Genomic DNA, 16729 nt, shown 5'->3' on the forward strand with positions numbered 1-16729 from the left:
CAAATAATATGGCATATATTATTCGATAAAATCGAATGAAAAAGCCATGACCTTTGAACAACTCCGCATTTTCATCGCCGTCGCCGAACGCGAGCACCTGACAAGGGCCGCGCAGGCAATCGGTTTGACCGCCTCGGCCGTCAGTTCCGCAATCAAGAACCTCGAGGCATTTTACAATGTCGAGCTGTTTCATCGCGTCGGCCGCAATATCGAATTGACCGAAAGCGGCCGGGTGTTTCTGGGTGAGGCCAAGGCAACGCTGGCGCGTGTGCGCAGTGCCGAACTGATTCTCTCCGAAATGGGCGGTCTGACGCGCGGCGAAATCACCGTCTGCGCCAGCCAGACCATTGCCAGCTACTGGCTGCCGCCGATCCTCATGCAATTCAAGAAGCTTTATCCGGGTGTGACGCTGAAACTCGATATCGGCAATACGAAAACGGTAACGCAGGCCGTGCTCGATGGGCTGGCTGAGGTCGGCTTCATCGAGGGCAAGATCGACGAGCCGGCGCTGATGGTGCAGCCCGTGGTATCCGACAAGCTTCTGGTCGTCACCGGCTCCGCCCACCCCTTCGCCGACGGCCGTTATCTCACCGCCCTAGATATTCTATACGGAACGTCCTGGGTGTTGCGCGAACAGGGCTCCGGCACCCGCTCCGCCTTCGAGGCGGCGGTGCGGCAGATGGGTGTCGACCCTGCAGATCTTTCCGTGATGCTGGAACTGCCCTCCAACGAGGCCGTGGTGATGGCGGCACGCTCCGGCGGCGCAGCGACGGCGGTTTCCGCCTCCGTCGCTTCCCTGTTCTTACGACAGGGATTGTTGGTCCGCGCCGGCATCGATCTGCCCGCCCGCAATTTTGCTCTGTTGCGCCACAAGGAACGTCACACCAGCCGTGCCGCCATGGAACTGGAACGCCTCAGCCGTGCCGCCTCGGAGGACTACAAGGCCGGTCTTGCCGGTTTGTAGGTCGAAAGGCCGCGCGGCATTATCGGGATCGCGGTGCGCGGGCAGAGCCTATCACGTTAGCTCATGCGCAACGACGTGATGAACGATTCGATAGTCCCTGCTTTCCTCTCCCAATGGAGCGAGTGGCCATTCCCATGCGGCGGCCGGCGCGGACAGATCAACGCCGTGCAGCAAGTCCTCGTGCTGGTGCAGGCTGCCGTCTTTGCCGATAACGTCAAAGGATGTGTCCGTTACCAGGCACACCTTGCAGGGAAGGGCGGCCAGCGCATCCAGATGCGTCTGAATGAGCCTCGGCAAAAGGTCATCAGGCGCGCCGGCAATCTTCTCCCGCTCCAGCCGATGCCGCACGCCGGTGCCGATCTGTGACAGGAGGTTGGCCGAGACGACGAAATCTAGATAGGGCACCCGCCGCAGGAACTCGAGCGGTTCCGGTTCTTTACCGGCAACGATATCGTCAAAACCGGAAAGATCGCGGTTGACGATGCGCACATTCTTTTTGGAATTGAAGCGCAGCTTCGCCTGCACGCTGGCAAGATGCACCAGATCGACCAGAACCACGGTATCGAACATCGCCACCAGCGCATCGTATGGCACGTCGCGCAGCAGACCCGACCCGAGCACCACCGCCGTCCGTCTCTGTTTGAGTTTTCTCACCGATTGCAGCACAAATTGCTGGCTGTTGTTTTCATGCTCCGCCCATGCTGTTGCGCAGCGATTGGCGCGCGCCCATAGATTGACGGAATAGCGAATATGCGGCCGGAATGGCTTCGGCGTGGCCGCACGCGTGGCGGCATATTGCAGGGCTTCGAGGATCATTGATGCCTAACGGTAAATTTCGCGGCGATGGCCAATTTCCACCACCAGCACGACAAGCTTGTGGTCCTGTATATCGCAGATGATACGGTAATCGCCTACCCGGTAACGCCAGAAGCTGCCGAGTTCTGAGCCTTGCAGGGCGGCACCTGTCTGGCGGGGATTGTCGTCCTGGACGACCCGATCCGCCAGAAAAGAAACGATGCGGTTCGCGTCCTGCTTTGCCAACTTTCCAAGCTGTTTGACGGCTCGCTGCTGAAATTCAATTTTCCAGGTCAAGATCGCGCATCACTTCTTCCAGATTATAGGTGCGCTCTTTATTGGCAATGCGCTGTCGCGTCGCCTCTTCGGCTAGATAGAGATCTTCCATATCCTCAATATGTTTCTCAATCGCCTCGCGGATATAGTATGCGGACGTACGGCCCGTGCGCTCGGAAAGCGCTTTCAGCCGTTCATAGGTCTCGTCCGGCAGGCGGATGGCAGTCTGTTTGCTCATTGCTTGCGCCCTTTTCGACTAAAATGGGATACATGCATCCCATATAGCATTGTTTGCCCCGTGCGGCCAGTAGAACCAGAGGCTTTGCGGCTTGCCGCACCGGGCTTCATCATCTAATACACCGGCATAATTTCAGGAAAATATCGGATCGGCATCATGAGCGAAAAAGCAAAAAAGCCTCAGAAACTGAAAGCCCGCCTGCCGCGTGGCTTCGTGGACCGTTCTGCTGCCGATATCCATGCCACCAATGAAATGATCGACAAGATCCGCAAGGTCTACGAGCTTTACGGCTTCGATCCGGTGGAAACACCGCTGTTTGAATATACCGATGCGCTCGGCAAATTCCTGCCTGATAGCGACCGTCCGAACGAGGGCGTATTTTCGCTGCAGGATGACGACGACCAGTGGATGAGCCTGCGTTACGATCTCACTGCACCGCTTGCCCGCCATGTCGCGGAAAATTTCAACGAAATCCAGCTGCCCTACCGTACCTATCGCGCCGGTTATGTGTTTCGCAATGAAAAGCCCGGCCCCGGCCGCTTCCGCCAGTTCATGCAGTTCGATGCCGATACGGTCGGTGCTGCCGGTGTGCAGGCCGATGCCGAAATGTGCATGATGATGGCCGATACGCTGGAAGCGCTTGGTATTGCGCGTGGTGATTATGTCATCCGCGTCAACAACCGCAAGGTGCTGGACGGCGTCATGGAGGCTATCGGCCTTGGTGGCGAGGAAAATGCCGGTCGTCGCCTGAACGTGCTGCGCGCCATCGACAAGCTCGACAAGTTCGGCCCTGATGGTGTGAAGCTGCTGCTCGGTCCTGGCCGCAAGGATGAGTCCGGCGATTTCACCAAGGGTGCGGGTCTCGGCGAAGAGCAGATCGAAAAGGTTCTGTTTTTCGTCGGCATCAAGGATTATGCGGAAAGCGCCGATGATCTCGCAAAACTGGTTGCGGGCACATCCAAAGGCGCGGAAGGCGTCGATGAACTGAACATCATCGGCTCTCTGGTTTCCGGTGCCGGTTACGACGCGACGCGTATCAAGATCGATCCCTCCGTCGTGCGCGGTCTCGAATATTACACCGGCCCTGTCTATGAGGCCGAACTGACCTTCGACGTCACCAACGAAAAGGGCGAAAAGGTCGTATTCGGCTCGGTCGGCGGTGGCGGCCGTTATGATGGTCTCGTCTCTCGCTTCATGGGTCAGCCGGTTCCGGCAACAGGCTTCTCCATCGGCGTTTCCCGTCTGATGACAGCCTTGAAGAACCTCGGCAAACTCGGTCAGGTCAAGCCGCTCGCCCCGGTTCTCATCACCGTCATGGATGGCGATGTGGACAGCATGGGCCGTTACCAGCGCTTCACACAGGCGCTGCGTGCCGAGGGCATCCGCGCCGAAATGTACCAGGGCAACTGGAAGAAATTCGGCAATCAGCTGAAATATGCCGACCGTCTCGGCTCCCCAATCGCCATCATCCAGGGCGGTGACGAGCGCGCCGAAGGCGTTGTGCAGATCAAGGATCTGATCGAAGGCAAGCGCCTGTCGGGTGAAATCGAGGACAATGCCAGCTGGCGTGAGGCGCGCGTGGCGCAGATCACCGCGCCGGAAGCCGAACTGGTGGCGAAGGTCCGCGAGATATTGGCCGCGCAGGCTGAAGATTTGGCGCGGGCGCAAGGCAGGTAATGTGATGCGCACCGTTTACCCCCCTCTGCCCTGCCGGGCATCTCCCCCACAAGGGGGGAGATCGATATGCGGCCATGTCCCGCCCATCTTGACGCTTGCGAATAAAGCGATGGGTGCCCGTCTTGCTGATCTCCCCCCTTGTGGGGGAGATGCCCGGCAGGGCAGAGGGGGGTATCTCGCGGTCTGCACAGGAATTCTCTCATGCCCCTGATCGACATGCCGGAATTTTCCGGAGAGCTACTGGAAGAATTCGCCGCGCGCCGCACAAGTCGTGTGAACACGCCTGTGATCCAGCCTGCCGAACCGTTTCTGGATATGGCGGGCGAGGATTTGCGTCGGCGTATTTTCATGACGGAGAGCGAGACAGGTGAAAGCCTTTGTCTGCGCCCCGAATTCACTATTCCCGTCTGCCTGCGCCATATCGAGACGGCGACGGGTACGCCGAAGCGTTACTCCTATCTGGGCGAGGTCTTCCGCCAGCGCCGGGAGGGTGCGAACGAGTTTTATCAGGCCGGCATCGAGGATCTTGGCGATACCGATATCGCCGCCGCCGATGCCCGCGCCGTGATTGATGCAACCGCCATCCTGAAACGCCTTCTTCCTGGCCGTTCGCTCGCCGTCACGCTGGGCGACCAGCAGGTGTTCGAGGCGGTCGTTGCAGCGCTCGGCCTGCCGCTCGGTTGGCAGAAACGGCTGGTGCAGGCTTTCGGCGATATGGCGCAGCTCGACGCGCTGCTGGAAAGCCTCGTGCACCCCAAGCCCATGACCGGCCTTGACGCGCGGGTCGCTGGACTTCTGGCAACGGGCGAAGAGGCGGTGCTGGTCGATTATCTCGACACGGTAATGCAGGAAACCGGCTATTCCACCAATGCCAGCCGCTCGCCGCAGGAAATAGCCCGCCGTCTGCGGGAAAAGCTGGCGCTTGCCGCCACGCGTCTGCCGGATGAGAGTTTCGAACTGCTCAAGCAGTTCCTGGCCCTGCAGGCGCCCTTGCCGCAGGCCTCGCAAGTTCTGGCCGATTTTGCCGCAAAGGCGAAGCTGAAGCTGGACGGTGCGCTTTCCGCTTTCGATAAGCGTGTCGCGGCCCTTGCCAATGCCGGGGTCGATCTCGAAACAGTCAGCTACGGCGCGGCCTTCGGCCGTCCGCTCGATTATTATACTGGCCTCGTTTTCGAGGTGATGGAAGAAGGTAGCGATAGCGTTCTGGCCGGTGGTGGCCGTTTTGACCGGCTGCTGACGCTGCTTGGCGCGCAGGAAAAAATACCGGCCGTGGGCTTTTCCCTCTGGCTGGATCGCATCGAAACGGTGCGCGGGAGCGATAAGCCATGATCACCATTGCCTTGCCCTCAAAGGGCCGGATGAAGGAAGACGCCTCCGCCGTTCTGGAACGCGCCGGGCTGAAGGTCGCAGCTGTCGGTAACGACCGGTCCTATCGCGGCCGCATCGAAGGGCGCGACGATATCGAGATTGCCTATCTCTCAGCCTCCGAGATCGCCCGCGAAATTGGTGCTGGCAGCGTGGATTTCGGCGTGACGGGTGAAGACCTGGTGCGAGAGGGGCTGACCAACGCCGATGCGCAGGTGGAATTCTGCGCCCGCCTCGGTTTCGGCCATGCCGATGTCGTTGTCGCCGTGCCGGAAATCTGGCTGGATGTGGACAGCATGGCCGATCTCGGCGATGTGGCCTCGGAATTCCGTGCCCGTCATGGTCGCCGTTTGGCAATCGCAACCAAATACTGGCGGCTGACGCAGCAGTTCTTTTCGCGCCAGCACGGCATTCAGCTTTACCGCATTGTCGAAAGCCTTGGCGCCACCGAAGGTGCGCCGGCGGCAGGGCAGGCGGATATCATCGTCGATATCACCTCCACCGGCTCGACGCTGAAAGCTAACCACCTGAAAATCCTCTCCGACGGCATCATCGTCCGCTCGGAAGCCTGTTTCGTGCGCGCCCGCAAGCCGGAGCACGAAGGTGATCCGGCGGTTCAGGAGATCGCGGCGCGAATAAAAGCGGCTGTCTGAAAGCACAAAAGAAAAAAGCCGCCGGATCGCTCCGGCGGCTTTTTTCTTGGTCAGCCTATGGGTTCAGGCGCGGGCGGCAACGAAGCCGCGCTTTGCGTCGACGGAATAGGCGCCTGCACCGAAGGTTGCGAGCAAGATATAGGCGCCGGCAAGGGTGATGTTCTTCATCAGCATGATGCCGTTCAGCGTGTTGATCCAGCCGAGAGCAGGCTCAGGCCAGCCGGGAACGGCAACGGTGCCGCTGTGGAATACGAGGCCGGTGAACACGCAGAACGCTGCAAGCGCCCATGCGGCGATCTTCGTCTGGAAACCGGCGAGAATGGCAAGACCGGCAACGAGTTCGAACAGGCCGGCAAGATAGGCAAGCGCGGTTGCGGCAGGCATGCCGGCGCCCGAGATCATGCCGGCAGTGCCAGCCGGATCAGTGAGTTTGCCGAAGCCGGAATAGATGAAGATGAAGGAAAGCAGAATGCGGGCGATGAGAACGAGAGCGTTCTGGCTGCTGGACATGGAGTATCTCCGGTAAGTGATCGGCGTGTCGCCGGTTAAACTGCAAGGTGATGTCTGGAGATATCAATGGCCGAAAATCATGCATCTATAAAGATGAACAATAGGAGACAAATTGTCTTCATTTTGTGAACGACCAACAATGTCGTTCAATGACATTGAGCGCGCTTCCCCGTTTGAACGGGACCATTCGACTCGATCTATCTATTTGTTTTAAAAAAATTTCCTGACATAAAGCCGCTGCGCAGTTTTACTGGAAACGCGCTAGGCGGCGAAGCGCATATCCTCGAAACGCGGAAACAGGAAGAGCCCCGAAATGCGCCCTTGCTGGCCGATCTCGAAACCCGAGGATTCGCCCATGCAAATAAGCGGCTGCCGCATTGCCGGCAGGGTGAACAGGCCGGTGGAAAAGCAGAAGCGTGAGGGTGCGGCGGAAGCCTGTTCGAAAATTTCGAGCACGCGGTCGTGGTGATCCCGATCGTAACAGCGGATCAGGCTGAGCAGGCCGCACTCACCCTGCGGCAGCCCATGCATGAAAGATGCATGTTCGCCAAGCTTGATGACGCCGCTCGAAAGATCGCCGCTCCATTCCTCCGAAATAAAGAAATGCGACAGGGTCTGAGTATCCGGCATGGTTGTCGCGGCCGCAGGCAGAGCATCGTTGCGTCTTGATATTTCGAACAAATCGCGCCCCCGCATGAACATCGTACCAGCGCTGCAATCTCAAGCGTCGCTGCCAAGTTGATTTTTCATCGCCATCCGCATTCGAGCGTGCTTGCCAAGCATCGAACCCCTTCAATGCTTGCATCCCGCCGCGGCACCCTCACGGGCGCTGACTTATAGTTTATTTTCTTCTACCCACAACAACCTGTCAGAGAGAAAATCAAAAATAATATGTATTCCTTCATCGTAATCGCGAAATATATGAAAAAAAGACAACTAAATGTCGTGCTTATAAACTGGAGAGGGCGAAAATCCGCCCCATCGGCAATTGTGATTCGCCTCTATCGGCACCCGATTATTGCACGCGCTGCCAAAAACAAGCCGACTAAAGTTATCGCTGTTTCAAAAAGAGACAATATTTTTTAAGCCCGATCCCGGCAAGTGAAGATATCACGCCAGCTCTCACAAGGGGCATGGGCGGCAACTAAAAAGGGCGATCCGAAGACCGCCCTTTCGTATTCCAGTGACAGGGCTGATTGGAAGTCCATGCCGCCCGTCTGGCGCGCTTGCGACGCCAGATCACCAAAAGGCATGAGCGGCAACGAAAAAAGGGCGATCCGAAGACCGCCCTTTCGTATTCCAGTGACAGGACTGATTAGAAGTCCATGCCGCCCGTCTGGCGCGCTTGCGACGCTAGATCACCAAAAGGCATGGGCGGCAACGAAAAAAGGGCGATCCGAAGACCGCCCTTTCGTATTCCAGTGACAGGACTGATTAGAAGTCCATGCCGCCCATGCCGCCGCCAGGCATCTGGGGCATTGCCGATTCCTTCTTAGGAAGTTCGGCGATCATGGCTTCGGTGGTGATCAGCAGCGAAGCAACCGAAGCTGCGTTCTGCAGGGCCGTGCGAACAACCTTGACCGGGTCGACGATGCCGAGCTGGATCAGGTCGCCATATTCGCCGGTCTGGGCGTTGTAGCCGTAGTTGTCTTCGTTCCGGTCGAGGATCTTGCCAACAACGATGGAAGCTTCGTCACCTGCGTTTTCTGCAATCTGGCGAACCAGAGACTGCAGAGCCTTGCGGACGATGTTGATGCCGGCTTCCTGGTCGTCGTTCTCACCCTTGACGGTGATCTTCGTGGAAGAACGCAGCAGGGCAACGCCGCCGCCCGGTACGATGCCTTCCTGAACAGCAGCGCGCGTCGCGTTGAGAGCGTCGTCGATGCGGTCCTTCTTTTCCTTCACTTCAACTTCCGTCGAACCGCCAACGCGGATCACGGCAACGCCGCCAGCGAGCTTGGCAAGACGTTCCTGCAGCTTTTCGCGGTCGTAGTCGGAAGTGGTTTCTTCGATCTGCGCCTTGATCTGGGCAACACGGCCTTCGATGTCGGACTTCTGGCCAGCACCGTCAACGATCGTGGTGTTTTCCTTGGAGATCGAAACCTTCTTCGACTTGCCGAGCATGTCGAGGGTAACGCTTTCGAGCTTGATGCCGAGATCTTCGGAAATGACGGTACCACCGGTCAGGATGGCGATGTCTTCCAGCATGGCCTTGCGGCGGTCGCCGAAGCCAGGAGCCTTGACGGCAGCGATCTTGAGGCCGCCACGCAGCTTGTTGACGACGAGCGTTGCAAGGGCTTCGCCTTCTACGTCTTCAGCGATGATGACGAGGCGGCTTGCCGGTCTGAACGACAGCTTCGAGAACAGGCAGCATGGCCTGGAGGTTCGAAAGCTTCTTTTCGTGCAGAAGGATGTATGCGTCTTCGAGGTCCGCAACCATCTTTTCCGGGTTGGTCACGAAGTAAGGCGACAGGTAGCCGCGGTCGAACTGCATGCCTTCGACGACTTCGAGTTCGGTTTCAGCGGTCTTGGCTTCTTCAACGGTGATGACGCCTTCGTTGCCGACGCGCTGCATTGCTTCAGCAATGTCGAGACCGATCTGACGCTCGCCGTTTGCAGAGATCGTGCCGACCTGTGCAACTTCTTCCGAAGTGTTGATCTTCTTGGCCTTAGCCTGAAGGTCCTTGACGACTTCTGCAACGGCCAGATCGATACCGCGCTTGAGGTCCATCGGGTTCATGCCGGCAGCAACTGCCTTTGCACCTTCGCGAACGATGGCCTGGGCCAGAACCGTTGCGGTGGTGGTGCCGTCACCGGCGATGTCGTTGGTCTTGGAGGCAACTTCGCGAACGAGCTGTGCGCCCATGTTCTCGAACTTGTCTTCGAGTTCGATTTCCTTGGCGACAGAAACGCCGTCCTTGGTGATGCGCGGTGCGCCGAAGGACTTGTCGATAACGACGTTACGACCCTTCGGGCCGAGGGTGACCTTCACTGCATCAGCGAGAATGTCGACGCCCTTGAGCATCTTTTCGCGCGCTGTGCGGCCGAATTTGACTTCTTTGGCTGCCATTTTCAAAACTCCTGGTTTCGAATGGCCGGACGGGGTCCGGCTTGAAATTTAAGGAAACGATGGGTGCGGCGAAATCAGCCGATGATACCCATGATGTCGGCTTCCTTCATGATCAGAAGGTCTTCGCCGTCGAGCTTGACTTCGGTGCCCGACCACTTGCCGAACAGGACGCGATCGCCAACCTTGACGTCGAGAGCGACGACCTTGCCGGCCTCATCGCGAGCGCCGGAACCGACGGCGACGATTTCGCCTTCCTGCGGCTTTTCCTTGGCGGTATCGGGAATGATGATGCCGCCCTTGGTCTTTGCTTCGGACTCAACGCGACGAACGACGACGCGATCATGAAGCGGGCGGAAATTGGTGCTTGTCATTGCCTAATCCCTCGATCAAATGACTTCAGGAACCTTTTGAAGGTTCACGTGATGGGTGTTAGCACTCCTGTTGTTGGAGTGCCAGCAAAGCCGAGATAAGGAGGCGTCCCCCCGGAGTCAAGAACGCACTGCCGGAAAAATTTCACGGCCTATGGTTACCAGCGTTCCATGACAGAAAATTTCCACGCTATGACGGACGAGGACAAATCGCTCTTTTTCAGGCAACCTTCGTTTTCGGCGTAGAGGGGTTTTATGTTCGGATGGTGGCCGGTGGTCCGGAGGCAGGCCTGGCGCCGCTTTTTTCCTTGCCATCGGCGTCCTGCTTTGCCATGTGACGCACACCCTTTTTTCGCACCCGGAAAGCATATCATGGCCCATCGCATTCTCACCCTCGGCGAAATCACTGATGGGTTCGACGTTGTTCTTTCGGATGTCTGGGGCGTGCTGCATAATGGCGTTAGCGCTTTCCCTGATGCGGCGGTTGCGCTGCACGACGCGCGCAAGGCCGGCAAGACCGTGGTGCTCATCACCAATTCGCCGCGTCCGGCCCCCGGTGTCATCGCCCAGCTTCGCGTTCTCGGCGTGCCGGATGAGGCCTATGACCGCATCATTACATCGGGCGACGTCACCCGCGGCCTGATCGCGGAAGGCCCGAGAAAAGTCTTTCTGCTCGGCCCCGAGCGTGACATGCCGCTGCTGGAAGGTCTCGATGTCGAACGGGTCGGCGAGGCGGAAGCGGAATCCGTCGTCTGCACCGGTTTCTTCGATGACGAGACGGAAACGCCGGAAGATTATACGGAAATGCTGAAAGGCTTTATCGCCCGCAAGGCGCCGATGATCTGTGCCAACCCCGATCTGGTGGTAGAGCGCGGCGAGCGCATCATTCCCTGCGCCGGCGCCATGGCCGCATATTACGAACAGCTTGGCGGCGAAGTCCGTATTGCCGGCAAACCGCACGCACCGATCTATGAAGCCTGCCTCGCGGCGGCGAAAGAAGTGCGCGGCGATTTCCCGAAGGATCGCGTGCTCGCCATTGGCGATGGCATGCCGACGGATGTGAAGGGCGCAATTGCGAGCGGCCTCAACCTTCTTTATATCAGCGGCGGCATTCACGCCGCCGAATATACGCTGAATGGCCAGACGGACGAGGCGCTTCTGAACGCCTATCTGAAGGGGCAGGGCGCGGCTCCCGGCTGGTGGATGCCCCGCCTTGCCTAGGAAACGTCTGGCGTAAGCCGGCGTAAAAAATGGATCGACTGCAATGACCGTCTTTCATCGCAATGAAAAAAAGGAGCCGCTGCCTGAAGGCTTGCGCGGCGGCGTCATCGCGATCGGCAATTTCGACGGTGTGCATCGCGGCCACCGCGCCGTTCTGGACCGGGCGCTGGAACTGGCCGAGGCGCGTGGCGTTCCGGCACTGGTGCTGACCTTCGAACCGCATCCCCGTTCCGTCTTCCGCCCTGAAACGCCGGTCTTCCGCCTGACACCTGCGCCGTTGAAGGCACGTATTCTCGAGGCCATCGGTTTCCGCTCGGTCATCGAATACCCATTTGACCGCGAGTTTTCGCAGCGCTCGGCGGAAGAGTTCGTCAATTCCATTCTGGTCGACTGGCTGGGCGCCAGCGCAGTCGTCACCGGCTTTGATTTTCATTTCGGCAAGGGCCGCGAAGGTGGCCCGGCATTTCTGATGGCGGCCGGCAAGCGCAACGGCTTCGACGTGACGCTCGTGGATGCCTTTCGCGACGAGGGCGCGGATGTCGTCTCATCGAGCCGTATCCGCTCGCTTCTGTGCGAAGGAGATGTGGCAGGTGCCGCCGGACAACTCGGGTATCGTTTCACGGTGGAAAGTGAAGTCATCGGCGGCCAGAAGCTGGGGCGAACGCTGGGTTACCCAACGGCCAACATGGCGCTTTCACCCGAAACGGAGCTGAAAGCCGGCATCTATGCCGTGCGGTTCCGCCGCCCCGACGGAGCGATTTACGATGGCGTTGCAAGCTTCGGTTACCGCCCGACGGTCACCGATAACGGTGCGGCACTTCTGGAAACCTACGTCTTCGATTTTTCCGGTGATCTCTATGGTGAGGTCTGTTCGGTATCCTTCTTCGGGCACCTGCGTGACGAGCTGAAATTTGACGGCTTGGACCCTCTGGTCGCGCAGATCAGGCGGGATGAGGAAGAGGCGCGGGCGATGCTGTCAGGCGTGCGGCCGCTCAGTGAATTGGATGCGAAGATAGCATTTTGAGCGGGCAGATAATCCTGTCCCGGATTGTCGTCGCTTTTCACTTCCTTTTTGCCGGAAAACCGCATAAACAACCGGCCATGTCCCAATACCGGTTGCTGTTTAAAGTTCAGATAGGCCGAATTATTGGCCCGGCCTTCCGCCCGCTCTGAAGAGCCGGAAGGTCCGGGATTTTGGCGCTCGTCATGGCATTTGACATGGCGCTTTCCGTATTTGCCCTCTTTGAAATTGAGACGGCGCGACCGACACGGCGCGCAACAACGGTACAATTATGAGCGACACCGCAGAAAAATTCGACTATTCCTCGACCCTCTATTTGCCGCAGACGGATTTCCCGATGCGTGCCGGCCTGCCGCAGAAAGAACCGGAAACGGTGAAGCGCTGGCAGGAAATGGGCCTGTATAAAAAGCTCCGCGCATCCGCCGCCGGTCGCGAGAAATTCGTGCTGCATGATGGCCCGCCCTATGCCAACGGCAACATCCACATCGGCCATGCGCTGAACAAGATCCTGAAAGACGTCATCACCCGCTCGTTCCAGATGCGCGGTTTCGACGCCAATTACGTGCCTGGCTGGGATTGCCACGGCCTGCCGATCGAATGGAAGATCGAGGAAGCCTACCGCGCCAAGGGCAAGAACAAGGACGAGGTTCCGGTCAACGAATTCCGCAAGGAGTGCCGCGAGTTCGCTGCTGGCTGGATCAAGGTTCAGTCGGAAGAGTTCAAGCGCCTCGGCATCGAGGGTGACTTCGAAAACCCCTACACAACCATGAACTTCCACGCGGAAGCCCGCATCGCCGGCGAACTGCTGAAGATCGCCAAGAGCGGCCAGCTCTATCGCGGTTCCAAGCCGATCATGTGGTCGGTTGTCGAGCGCACGGCGCTGGCGGAAGCCGAGGTCGAGTATCACGACGTTGAAAGCGACATGATCTGGGTGAAGTTCCCGGTGAAGGACGCTGCGCCAGCTCTTTCCGGCGTCTCTGTCGTCATCTGGACAACCACGCCGTGGACCATCCCCGGCAACCGCGCCATCGCCTTCTCATCGCGGGTCGAATATGGCCTGTTCGAAGTCGAAAGCGCGCAGAACGATTTCGGGCCGCAGCCGGGTGAAAAGCTGATCTTCGCCAGAAAGCTTGCCGATGAGGCTGCTGCCAAGGCGAAGGTGACCTTCAAGTTCGTGCGCGATGTGAAAGCTGAAGAACTGGCCGCCATCACCTGCGCCCATCCTTTGGCGTCGCTTGGCTACGATTTCCCGGTTCCGCTTCTCGATGGCGACCATGTCACCGACGATGCAGGCACGGGCTTCGTGCACACCGCGCCGAGCCATGGCCGCGAGGACTTTGACGTCTGGACCGCGCATCAGCGTGAGCTGGAAGCGCGCGGCGTTTCGCCGGCCATCCCGTTCCCCGTTGGCGATGACGGTTTCTATACCGAGGACGCACCCGGTTTCGGCCCGTCTGCCGAAGGCGGTGCGGCCCGCGTCATGGATGATAACGGCAAGAAGGGCGATGCCAACGAGCGCGTCATCAAGGCGCTGATCGCGGCCAACAACCTGTTCGCGCGCGGCCGTCTGAAGCACAGCTATCCGCATAGCTGGCGCTCCAAGAAGCCGGTGATCTTCCGCAACACGCCGCAGTGGTTTGTCTATATGGACAAGGAACTGGGCGACGGGACGACGCTGCGCTCGCGTTCGCTTGATGCCATCGACCAGACCCGTTTCGTTCCGGCATCCGGCCAGAACCGCCTGCGCGCCATGATCGAAGGTCGGCCCGACTGGGTTCTGTCGCGCCAGCGCAGCTGGGGCGTGCCGATCGCGGTCTTCGCCGACGAGCAGGGTGAGGTTCTGGTCGACGAGGCTGTCAACGCCCGCATCCTCGAGGCCTTCGAGGCTGAAGGTGCGGATGCCTGGTTCGCCGAAGGCGCCAAGGAACGTTTCCTCGGCAATGACCATGACCACGCCAAATGGCAGCAGGTCATGGACATCCTCGATGTGTGGTTCGATAGCGGCTGCACCCATACCTTCACGCTGGAAGACCGCCCGGACATGAAGTGGCCGGCGGATGTCTATCTCGAAGGATCGGACCAGCATCGCGGCTGGTTCCATTCGTCGCTGCTGGAAAGCTGCGCGACGCGCGGCCGCGCGCCCTATAATGCCGTCGTCACCCATGGCTTCACCATGGACGAGCAGGGCCGCAAGCAGTCTAAGTCTCTCGGCAACGTTGTTGCACCACAGGACGTGATGAAAGAGTCCGGCGCGGATATCCTGCGCCTGTGGGTCATGACGACCGATTACTGGGAAGACCAGCGTCTGGGCAAGGCCATCATCCAGACCAACATCGACGCGTATCGCAAGCTGCGCAACACCGTGCGCTGGATGCTCGGCACGCTTGCCCACGACAAGGGCGAGGAGATCGCCTATGCCGATCTGCCGGAACTGGAAAAGCTGGTACTGCACCGCCTGTCCGAGCTGGATAAGGTCGTGCGCGACGGGTACGACGCCTTCGACTTCAAGAAGATCGCCCGCGCCCTGATCGATTTCGCAAATGTGGAGCTGTCGGCTTTCTACTTCGACATCCGCAAGGACACGCTTTATTGTGACGCGCCGTCGTCGCTGAAGCGCCGTGCATCGCTGTCGGTCATCGCCAAGCTGTTCGATTGCCTCGTCACATGGCTTGCGCCCATGCTGCCCTTCACCACTGAAGAAGCATGGCTTTCGCGCTATCCGGATGCGGAATCGGTGCATCTTGCCCAGTTCCCGGAAATTCCGGCGGAGTGGAACAACGACGCGCTGGAAGCGAAGTGGGAGAAAATCCGCAAGGTCCGCACGGTCGTCACCGGTGCGCTCGAAGTGGAACGCCGTGAAAAGCGTATCGGCTCCTCGCTTGAGGCAGCGCCCATCGTGCACATTGCCGACGCCGATCTTCTGGCGGCTCTCTCCGGGCAGGATTTTGCCGAAATCTGCATCACCTCGGCCATTTCGGTGGTCGGCGATGAAGGCCCTGCCGATGGCTTCCGCTTGCCGGAGGTCGCAAAGGTCGTGGTCGAGCAGAAGCTGGCGGAAGGCGCAAAATGCGCACGCTCCTGGCGCATCACCACCGATGTCGGTTCCGATCCGGACTATCCGGAGGTTTCGGCCCGTGATGCGGCGGCACTGCGCGAGCTTGCCGCGTTGGGATGATTTAAAGCTGCTGCGCATCGTTCCTGTCGAAAAATCGATTTCGAGTTTCGGGCCGATGCGCGAGGAAAATGGCCGGATGAATTGCGCTTTAGCTCTTCATCCGGTACACCTGCCTGAAAATGGCCGGATTTGCACGGCAATGCGGGCTACCGCCTGCCGAAAGACGATGTCTGGCGCAATGGGACGGACGGCTGGAAGGGTTTTTATGAAGACGATGAAGGCTTTTGGGCAGGATAACGCGCAGGGTTTGAGCATGTTCCGCACGGTTGCAGGTATCACGGCGATAGGCGTGCTGCTCAGCGCCTGCACGAGCCCGACCTATGGTACGGGCAAGACTGCGGCAGAACAGCTTGTAGACGACCTCGGCAACGCGACTTCGATCACCGGCAACGATCAGGAAAAACGCAACCTGAAATACAGCCCGCGTCCGGGTCTGGTTGTCCCCGCCCAGTCCCGCGCCGAGCAATTGACGACGCCGCAGCAGAACATGGCCAGCCGCGAAAACAACCCGCAATGGGTCGAATCGCCGGAAGAGACCCGTGAACGCCTGCGCGACGAGGCGGATGCCAATAAGAACAATCCGCATTACCGCTCACCGCTGCTTGCCGGCAACGGCACGGCCGGCCAGATGACCGAAAGCCAGAAATGGGAAGCCTTCCGCAAGGCCAAGGCAGATGCCCAGGGTGGCTCTGTCGTCAACGCCCAGCGCAAGTTCCTGACTGATCCGCCGCAGGAATATCGTAGCGTTCCGCAGGATCAGCTGACTGACCTCGGTGAGCCGGAGCAGAAGAAGGAAAAGCGCCGTAAGAAAGAAGCGGCGATGGCAAACACCGGCAAACCCTGGTGGAACCCCTTCTGATAAAATGAAGGGCTTATGGCCTGCGGGAAAGATTGCATCTCCCGCCGGCTGCTTATTCGTCGAGACGTTTCTCGCGAAAGAATTTCCGCAGAATTTCAGCACTTTCGCTTTCCGCCAGCCCCGAATACACATCAGGCGCGTGGTGGCATGTCGGCTGGCTGAAGAAGCGCACGCCACTATGCACCGCGCCGCCCTTCGGGTCTTCCGCACCGTAATAGAGACGACGGATGCGGGCAAACGAGATCGCCGCCGCGCACATGGTGCAGGGTTCCAGCGTTACATAGAGATCGGCACCGGGCAGGCGTTCTTGTTCCAGCGCCTCGCAGGCCATGCGGATTACGGCGATTTCGGCATGCGCCGTCACATCGTTCAATTCACGGGTGCGATTGCCGGAACGGGCGATGACGCGACCGTCCATAACCAGGACTGCGCCGATCGGAACCTCCTGCCGCTCACCGGCGGCACGGGCTTCCGCCAGCGCCAGTTCCATGAAATGCGTCCTTTCGGCCATTGCGTTTCAATTTCCTCTTAACCCTT

At 59.1% G+C, this 16729-nt stretch carries 15 protein-coding genes and 1 pseudogene; 8 read left to right on the top strand and 8 right to left on the bottom strand.

The window, feature by feature from the left end; all coding sequences use genetic code 11:
- The first annotated feature begins 46 nt into the window (after positions 1-46).
- Positions 47-964 carry a LysR family transcriptional regulator gene (locus QE432_RS16210; RefSeq protein ID WP_065658314.1) on the top strand — a complete coding sequence of 306 codons (918 nt, stop codon included), beginning with the start codon at positions 47-49 and terminating at the stop codon, positions 962-964.
- A gap of 51 nt (positions 965-1015) precedes the next feature.
- On the opposite strand, the gene QE432_RS16215 is transcribed toward QE432_RS16210, so the two are convergent.
- Genes QE432_RS16215 through relB form a run of 3 tightly spaced genes read right to left on the bottom strand, consistent with a single transcriptional unit; the run spans position 1016 to position 2273 of the window.
- On the bottom strand, positions 1016-1780 hold the full coding sequence (locus QE432_RS16215; RefSeq protein ID WP_111782782.1) for a hypothetical protein: 765 nt from the start codon (positions 1778-1780) through the stop codon (positions 1016-1018).
- A gap of 6 nt (positions 1781-1786) precedes the next feature.
- Positions 1787-2056 carry a type II toxin-antitoxin system RelE family toxin gene (locus QE432_RS16220; RefSeq protein WP_111782781.1) on the bottom strand — a complete coding sequence of 90 codons (270 nt, stop codon included), beginning with the start codon at positions 2054-2056 and terminating at the stop codon, positions 1787-1789.
- Positions 2040-2273, bottom strand: coding sequence for a type II toxin-antitoxin system RelB family antitoxin (gene relB / locus QE432_RS16225; protein ID WP_004432214.1), 234 nt, complete (start codon positions 2271-2273; stop codon positions 2040-2042). Before relB ends, QE432_RS16220 begins: the two co-directional genes overlap by 17 nt.
- 156 nt (positions 2274-2429) lie before the next feature.
- Here relB and hisS point away from each other — a divergent pair, with 156 nt between their 5' ends.
- The 3 genes from hisS to hisG all read left to right on the top strand — a co-directional run bounded on the left by hisS (position 2430) and on the right by hisG (position 5968).
- Positions 2430-3950: a histidine--tRNA ligase gene (gene hisS / locus QE432_RS16230; protein ID WP_306624947.1), complete on the top strand. Its 1521-nt coding sequence runs from the start codon at positions 2430-2432 to the stop codon at positions 3948-3950.
- A 201-nt stretch (positions 3951-4151) separates the two neighbouring features.
- Positions 4152-5279, top strand: coding sequence for an ATP phosphoribosyltransferase regulatory subunit (locus QE432_RS16235; RefSeq protein ID WP_004432209.1), 1128 nt, complete (start codon positions 4152-4154; stop codon positions 5277-5279).
- Entirely contained in the window at positions 5276-5968 is a 693-nt protein-coding gene (gene hisG, locus QE432_RS16240) for an ATP phosphoribosyltransferase (RefSeq protein ID WP_004432208.1), read from the top strand. Before QE432_RS16235 ends, hisG begins: the two co-directional genes overlap by 4 nt.
- Positions 5969-6031: 63 nt before the next feature.
- Here the strand turns inward: hisG and QE432_RS16245 are convergent, their stop codons facing one another.
- The 4 genes and pseudogenes from QE432_RS16245 to groES all read right to left on the bottom strand — a co-directional run bounded on the left by QE432_RS16245 (position 6032) and on the right by groES (position 9919).
- Complete coding sequence (locus QE432_RS16245; protein WP_004432207.1) at positions 6032-6478, bottom strand: DoxX family protein; 447 nt, start codon at positions 6476-6478, stop codon at positions 6032-6034.
- 261 nt (positions 6479-6739) lie between these two features.
- The gene (locus QE432_RS16250; protein WP_306624950.1) at positions 6740-7174 is read right to left on the bottom strand and encodes a hypothetical protein; all 435 of its coding nucleotides are present in this window, start codon (positions 7172-7174) and stop codon (positions 6740-6742) included.
- Between the two features lie 738 nt (positions 7175-7912).
- Positions 7913-9548 (bottom strand): annotated as a pseudogene (groL, locus tag QE432_RS16255) (chaperonin GroEL).
- 74 nt (positions 9549-9622) lie between these two features.
- The gene (groES, locus tag QE432_RS16260; RefSeq protein WP_003494080.1) at positions 9623-9919 is read right to left on the bottom strand and encodes a co-chaperone GroES; all 297 of its coding nucleotides are present in this window, start codon (positions 9917-9919) and stop codon (positions 9623-9625) included.
- Between the two features lie 369 nt (positions 9920-10288).
- Here groES and QE432_RS16265 point away from each other — a divergent pair, with 369 nt between their 5' ends.
- The 4 genes from QE432_RS16265 to QE432_RS16280 all read left to right on the top strand — a co-directional run bounded on the left by QE432_RS16265 (position 10289) and on the right by QE432_RS16280 (position 16192).
- Positions 10289-11137 (top strand): TIGR01459 family HAD-type hydrolase, encoded by an 849-nt coding sequence (locus QE432_RS16265; protein ID WP_004432196.1) that lies wholly within the window; start codon positions 10289-10291, stop codon positions 11135-11137.
- A 43-nt stretch (positions 11138-11180) separates the two neighbouring features.
- Positions 11181-12161 carry a bifunctional riboflavin kinase/FAD synthetase gene (locus QE432_RS16270; protein ID WP_004432194.1) on the top strand — a complete coding sequence of 327 codons (981 nt, stop codon included), beginning with the start codon at positions 11181-11183 and terminating at the stop codon, positions 12159-12161.
- A 268-nt stretch (positions 12162-12429) separates the two neighbouring features.
- Complete coding sequence (gene ileS, locus QE432_RS16275) at positions 12430-15333, top strand: isoleucine--tRNA ligase (protein WP_065658309.1); 2904 nt, start codon at positions 12430-12432, stop codon at positions 15331-15333.
- Positions 15334-15538: 205 nt separating this feature from the next.
- The gene (locus tag QE432_RS16280) at positions 15539-16192 is read left to right on the top strand and encodes a hypothetical protein (protein ID WP_019564237.1); all 654 of its coding nucleotides are present in this window, start codon (positions 15539-15541) and stop codon (positions 16190-16192) included.
- Positions 16193-16244: 52 nt separating this feature from the next.
- Here QE432_RS16280 and QE432_RS16285 read toward each other — a convergent pair whose 3' ends face one another.
- Positions 16245-16703: a nucleoside deaminase gene (locus QE432_RS16285; protein WP_013635558.1), complete on the bottom strand. Its 459-nt coding sequence runs from the start codon at positions 16701-16703 to the stop codon at positions 16245-16247.
- Positions 16704-16729: the final 26 nt, after the last annotated feature.

The sequence above is a fragment of the Agrobacterium sp. SORGH_AS_0745 genome (genome assembly GCF_030818995.1).
GTDB lineage: Bacteria > Pseudomonadota > Alphaproteobacteria > Rhizobiales > Rhizobiaceae > Agrobacterium > Agrobacterium tumefaciens.

Coding starts and splice junctions, on each gene's coding strand:
- groES (WP_003494080.1), bottom strand. CDS start 9,919: ATGACAAGCACCAATTTCCGCCCGCTTCATGATCGCGTCGTCGTTCGT.
- QE432_RS16285 (WP_013635558.1), bottom strand. CDS start 16,703: ATGGCCGAAAGGACGCATTTCATGGAACTGGCGCTGGCGGAAGCCCGT.
- relB (WP_004432214.1), bottom strand. CDS start 2,273: ATGAGCAAACAGACTGCCATCCGCCTGCCGGACGAGACCTATGAACGG.
- QE432_RS16270 (WP_004432194.1), top strand. CDS start 11,181: ATGACCGTCTTTCATCGCAATGAAAAAAAGGAGCCGCTGCCTGAAGGC.
- QE432_RS16215 (WP_111782782.1), bottom strand. CDS start 1,780: ATGATCCTCGAAGCCCTGCAATATGCCGCCACGCGTGCGGCCACGCCG.
- QE432_RS16235 (WP_004432209.1), top strand. CDS start 4,152: ATGCCCCTGATCGACATGCCGGAATTTTCCGGAGAGCTACTGGAAGAA.
- ileS (WP_065658309.1), top strand. CDS start 12,430: ATGAGCGACACCGCAGAAAAATTCGACTATTCCTCGACCCTCTATTTG.
- QE432_RS16250 (WP_306624950.1), bottom strand. CDS start 7,174: ATGCGGGGGCGCGATTTGTTCGAAATATCAAGACGCAACGATGCTCTG.
- hisG (WP_004432208.1), top strand. CDS start 5,276: ATGATCACCATTGCCTTGCCCTCAAAGGGCCGGATGAAGGAAGACGCC.
- QE432_RS16280 (WP_019564237.1), top strand. CDS start 15,539: ATGAAGACGATGAAGGCTTTTGGGCAGGATAACGCGCAGGGTTTGAGC.
- QE432_RS16245 (WP_004432207.1), bottom strand. CDS start 6,478: ATGTCCAGCAGCCAGAACGCTCTCGTTCTCATCGCCCGCATTCTGCTT.
- QE432_RS16210 (WP_065658314.1), top strand. CDS start 47: ATGACCTTTGAACAACTCCGCATTTTCATCGCCGTCGCCGAACGCGAG.
- hisS (WP_306624947.1), top strand. CDS start 2,430: ATGAGCGAAAAAGCAAAAAAGCCTCAGAAACTGAAAGCCCGCCTGCCG.
- QE432_RS16265 (WP_004432196.1), top strand. CDS start 10,289: ATGGCCCATCGCATTCTCACCCTCGGCGAAATCACTGATGGGTTCGAC.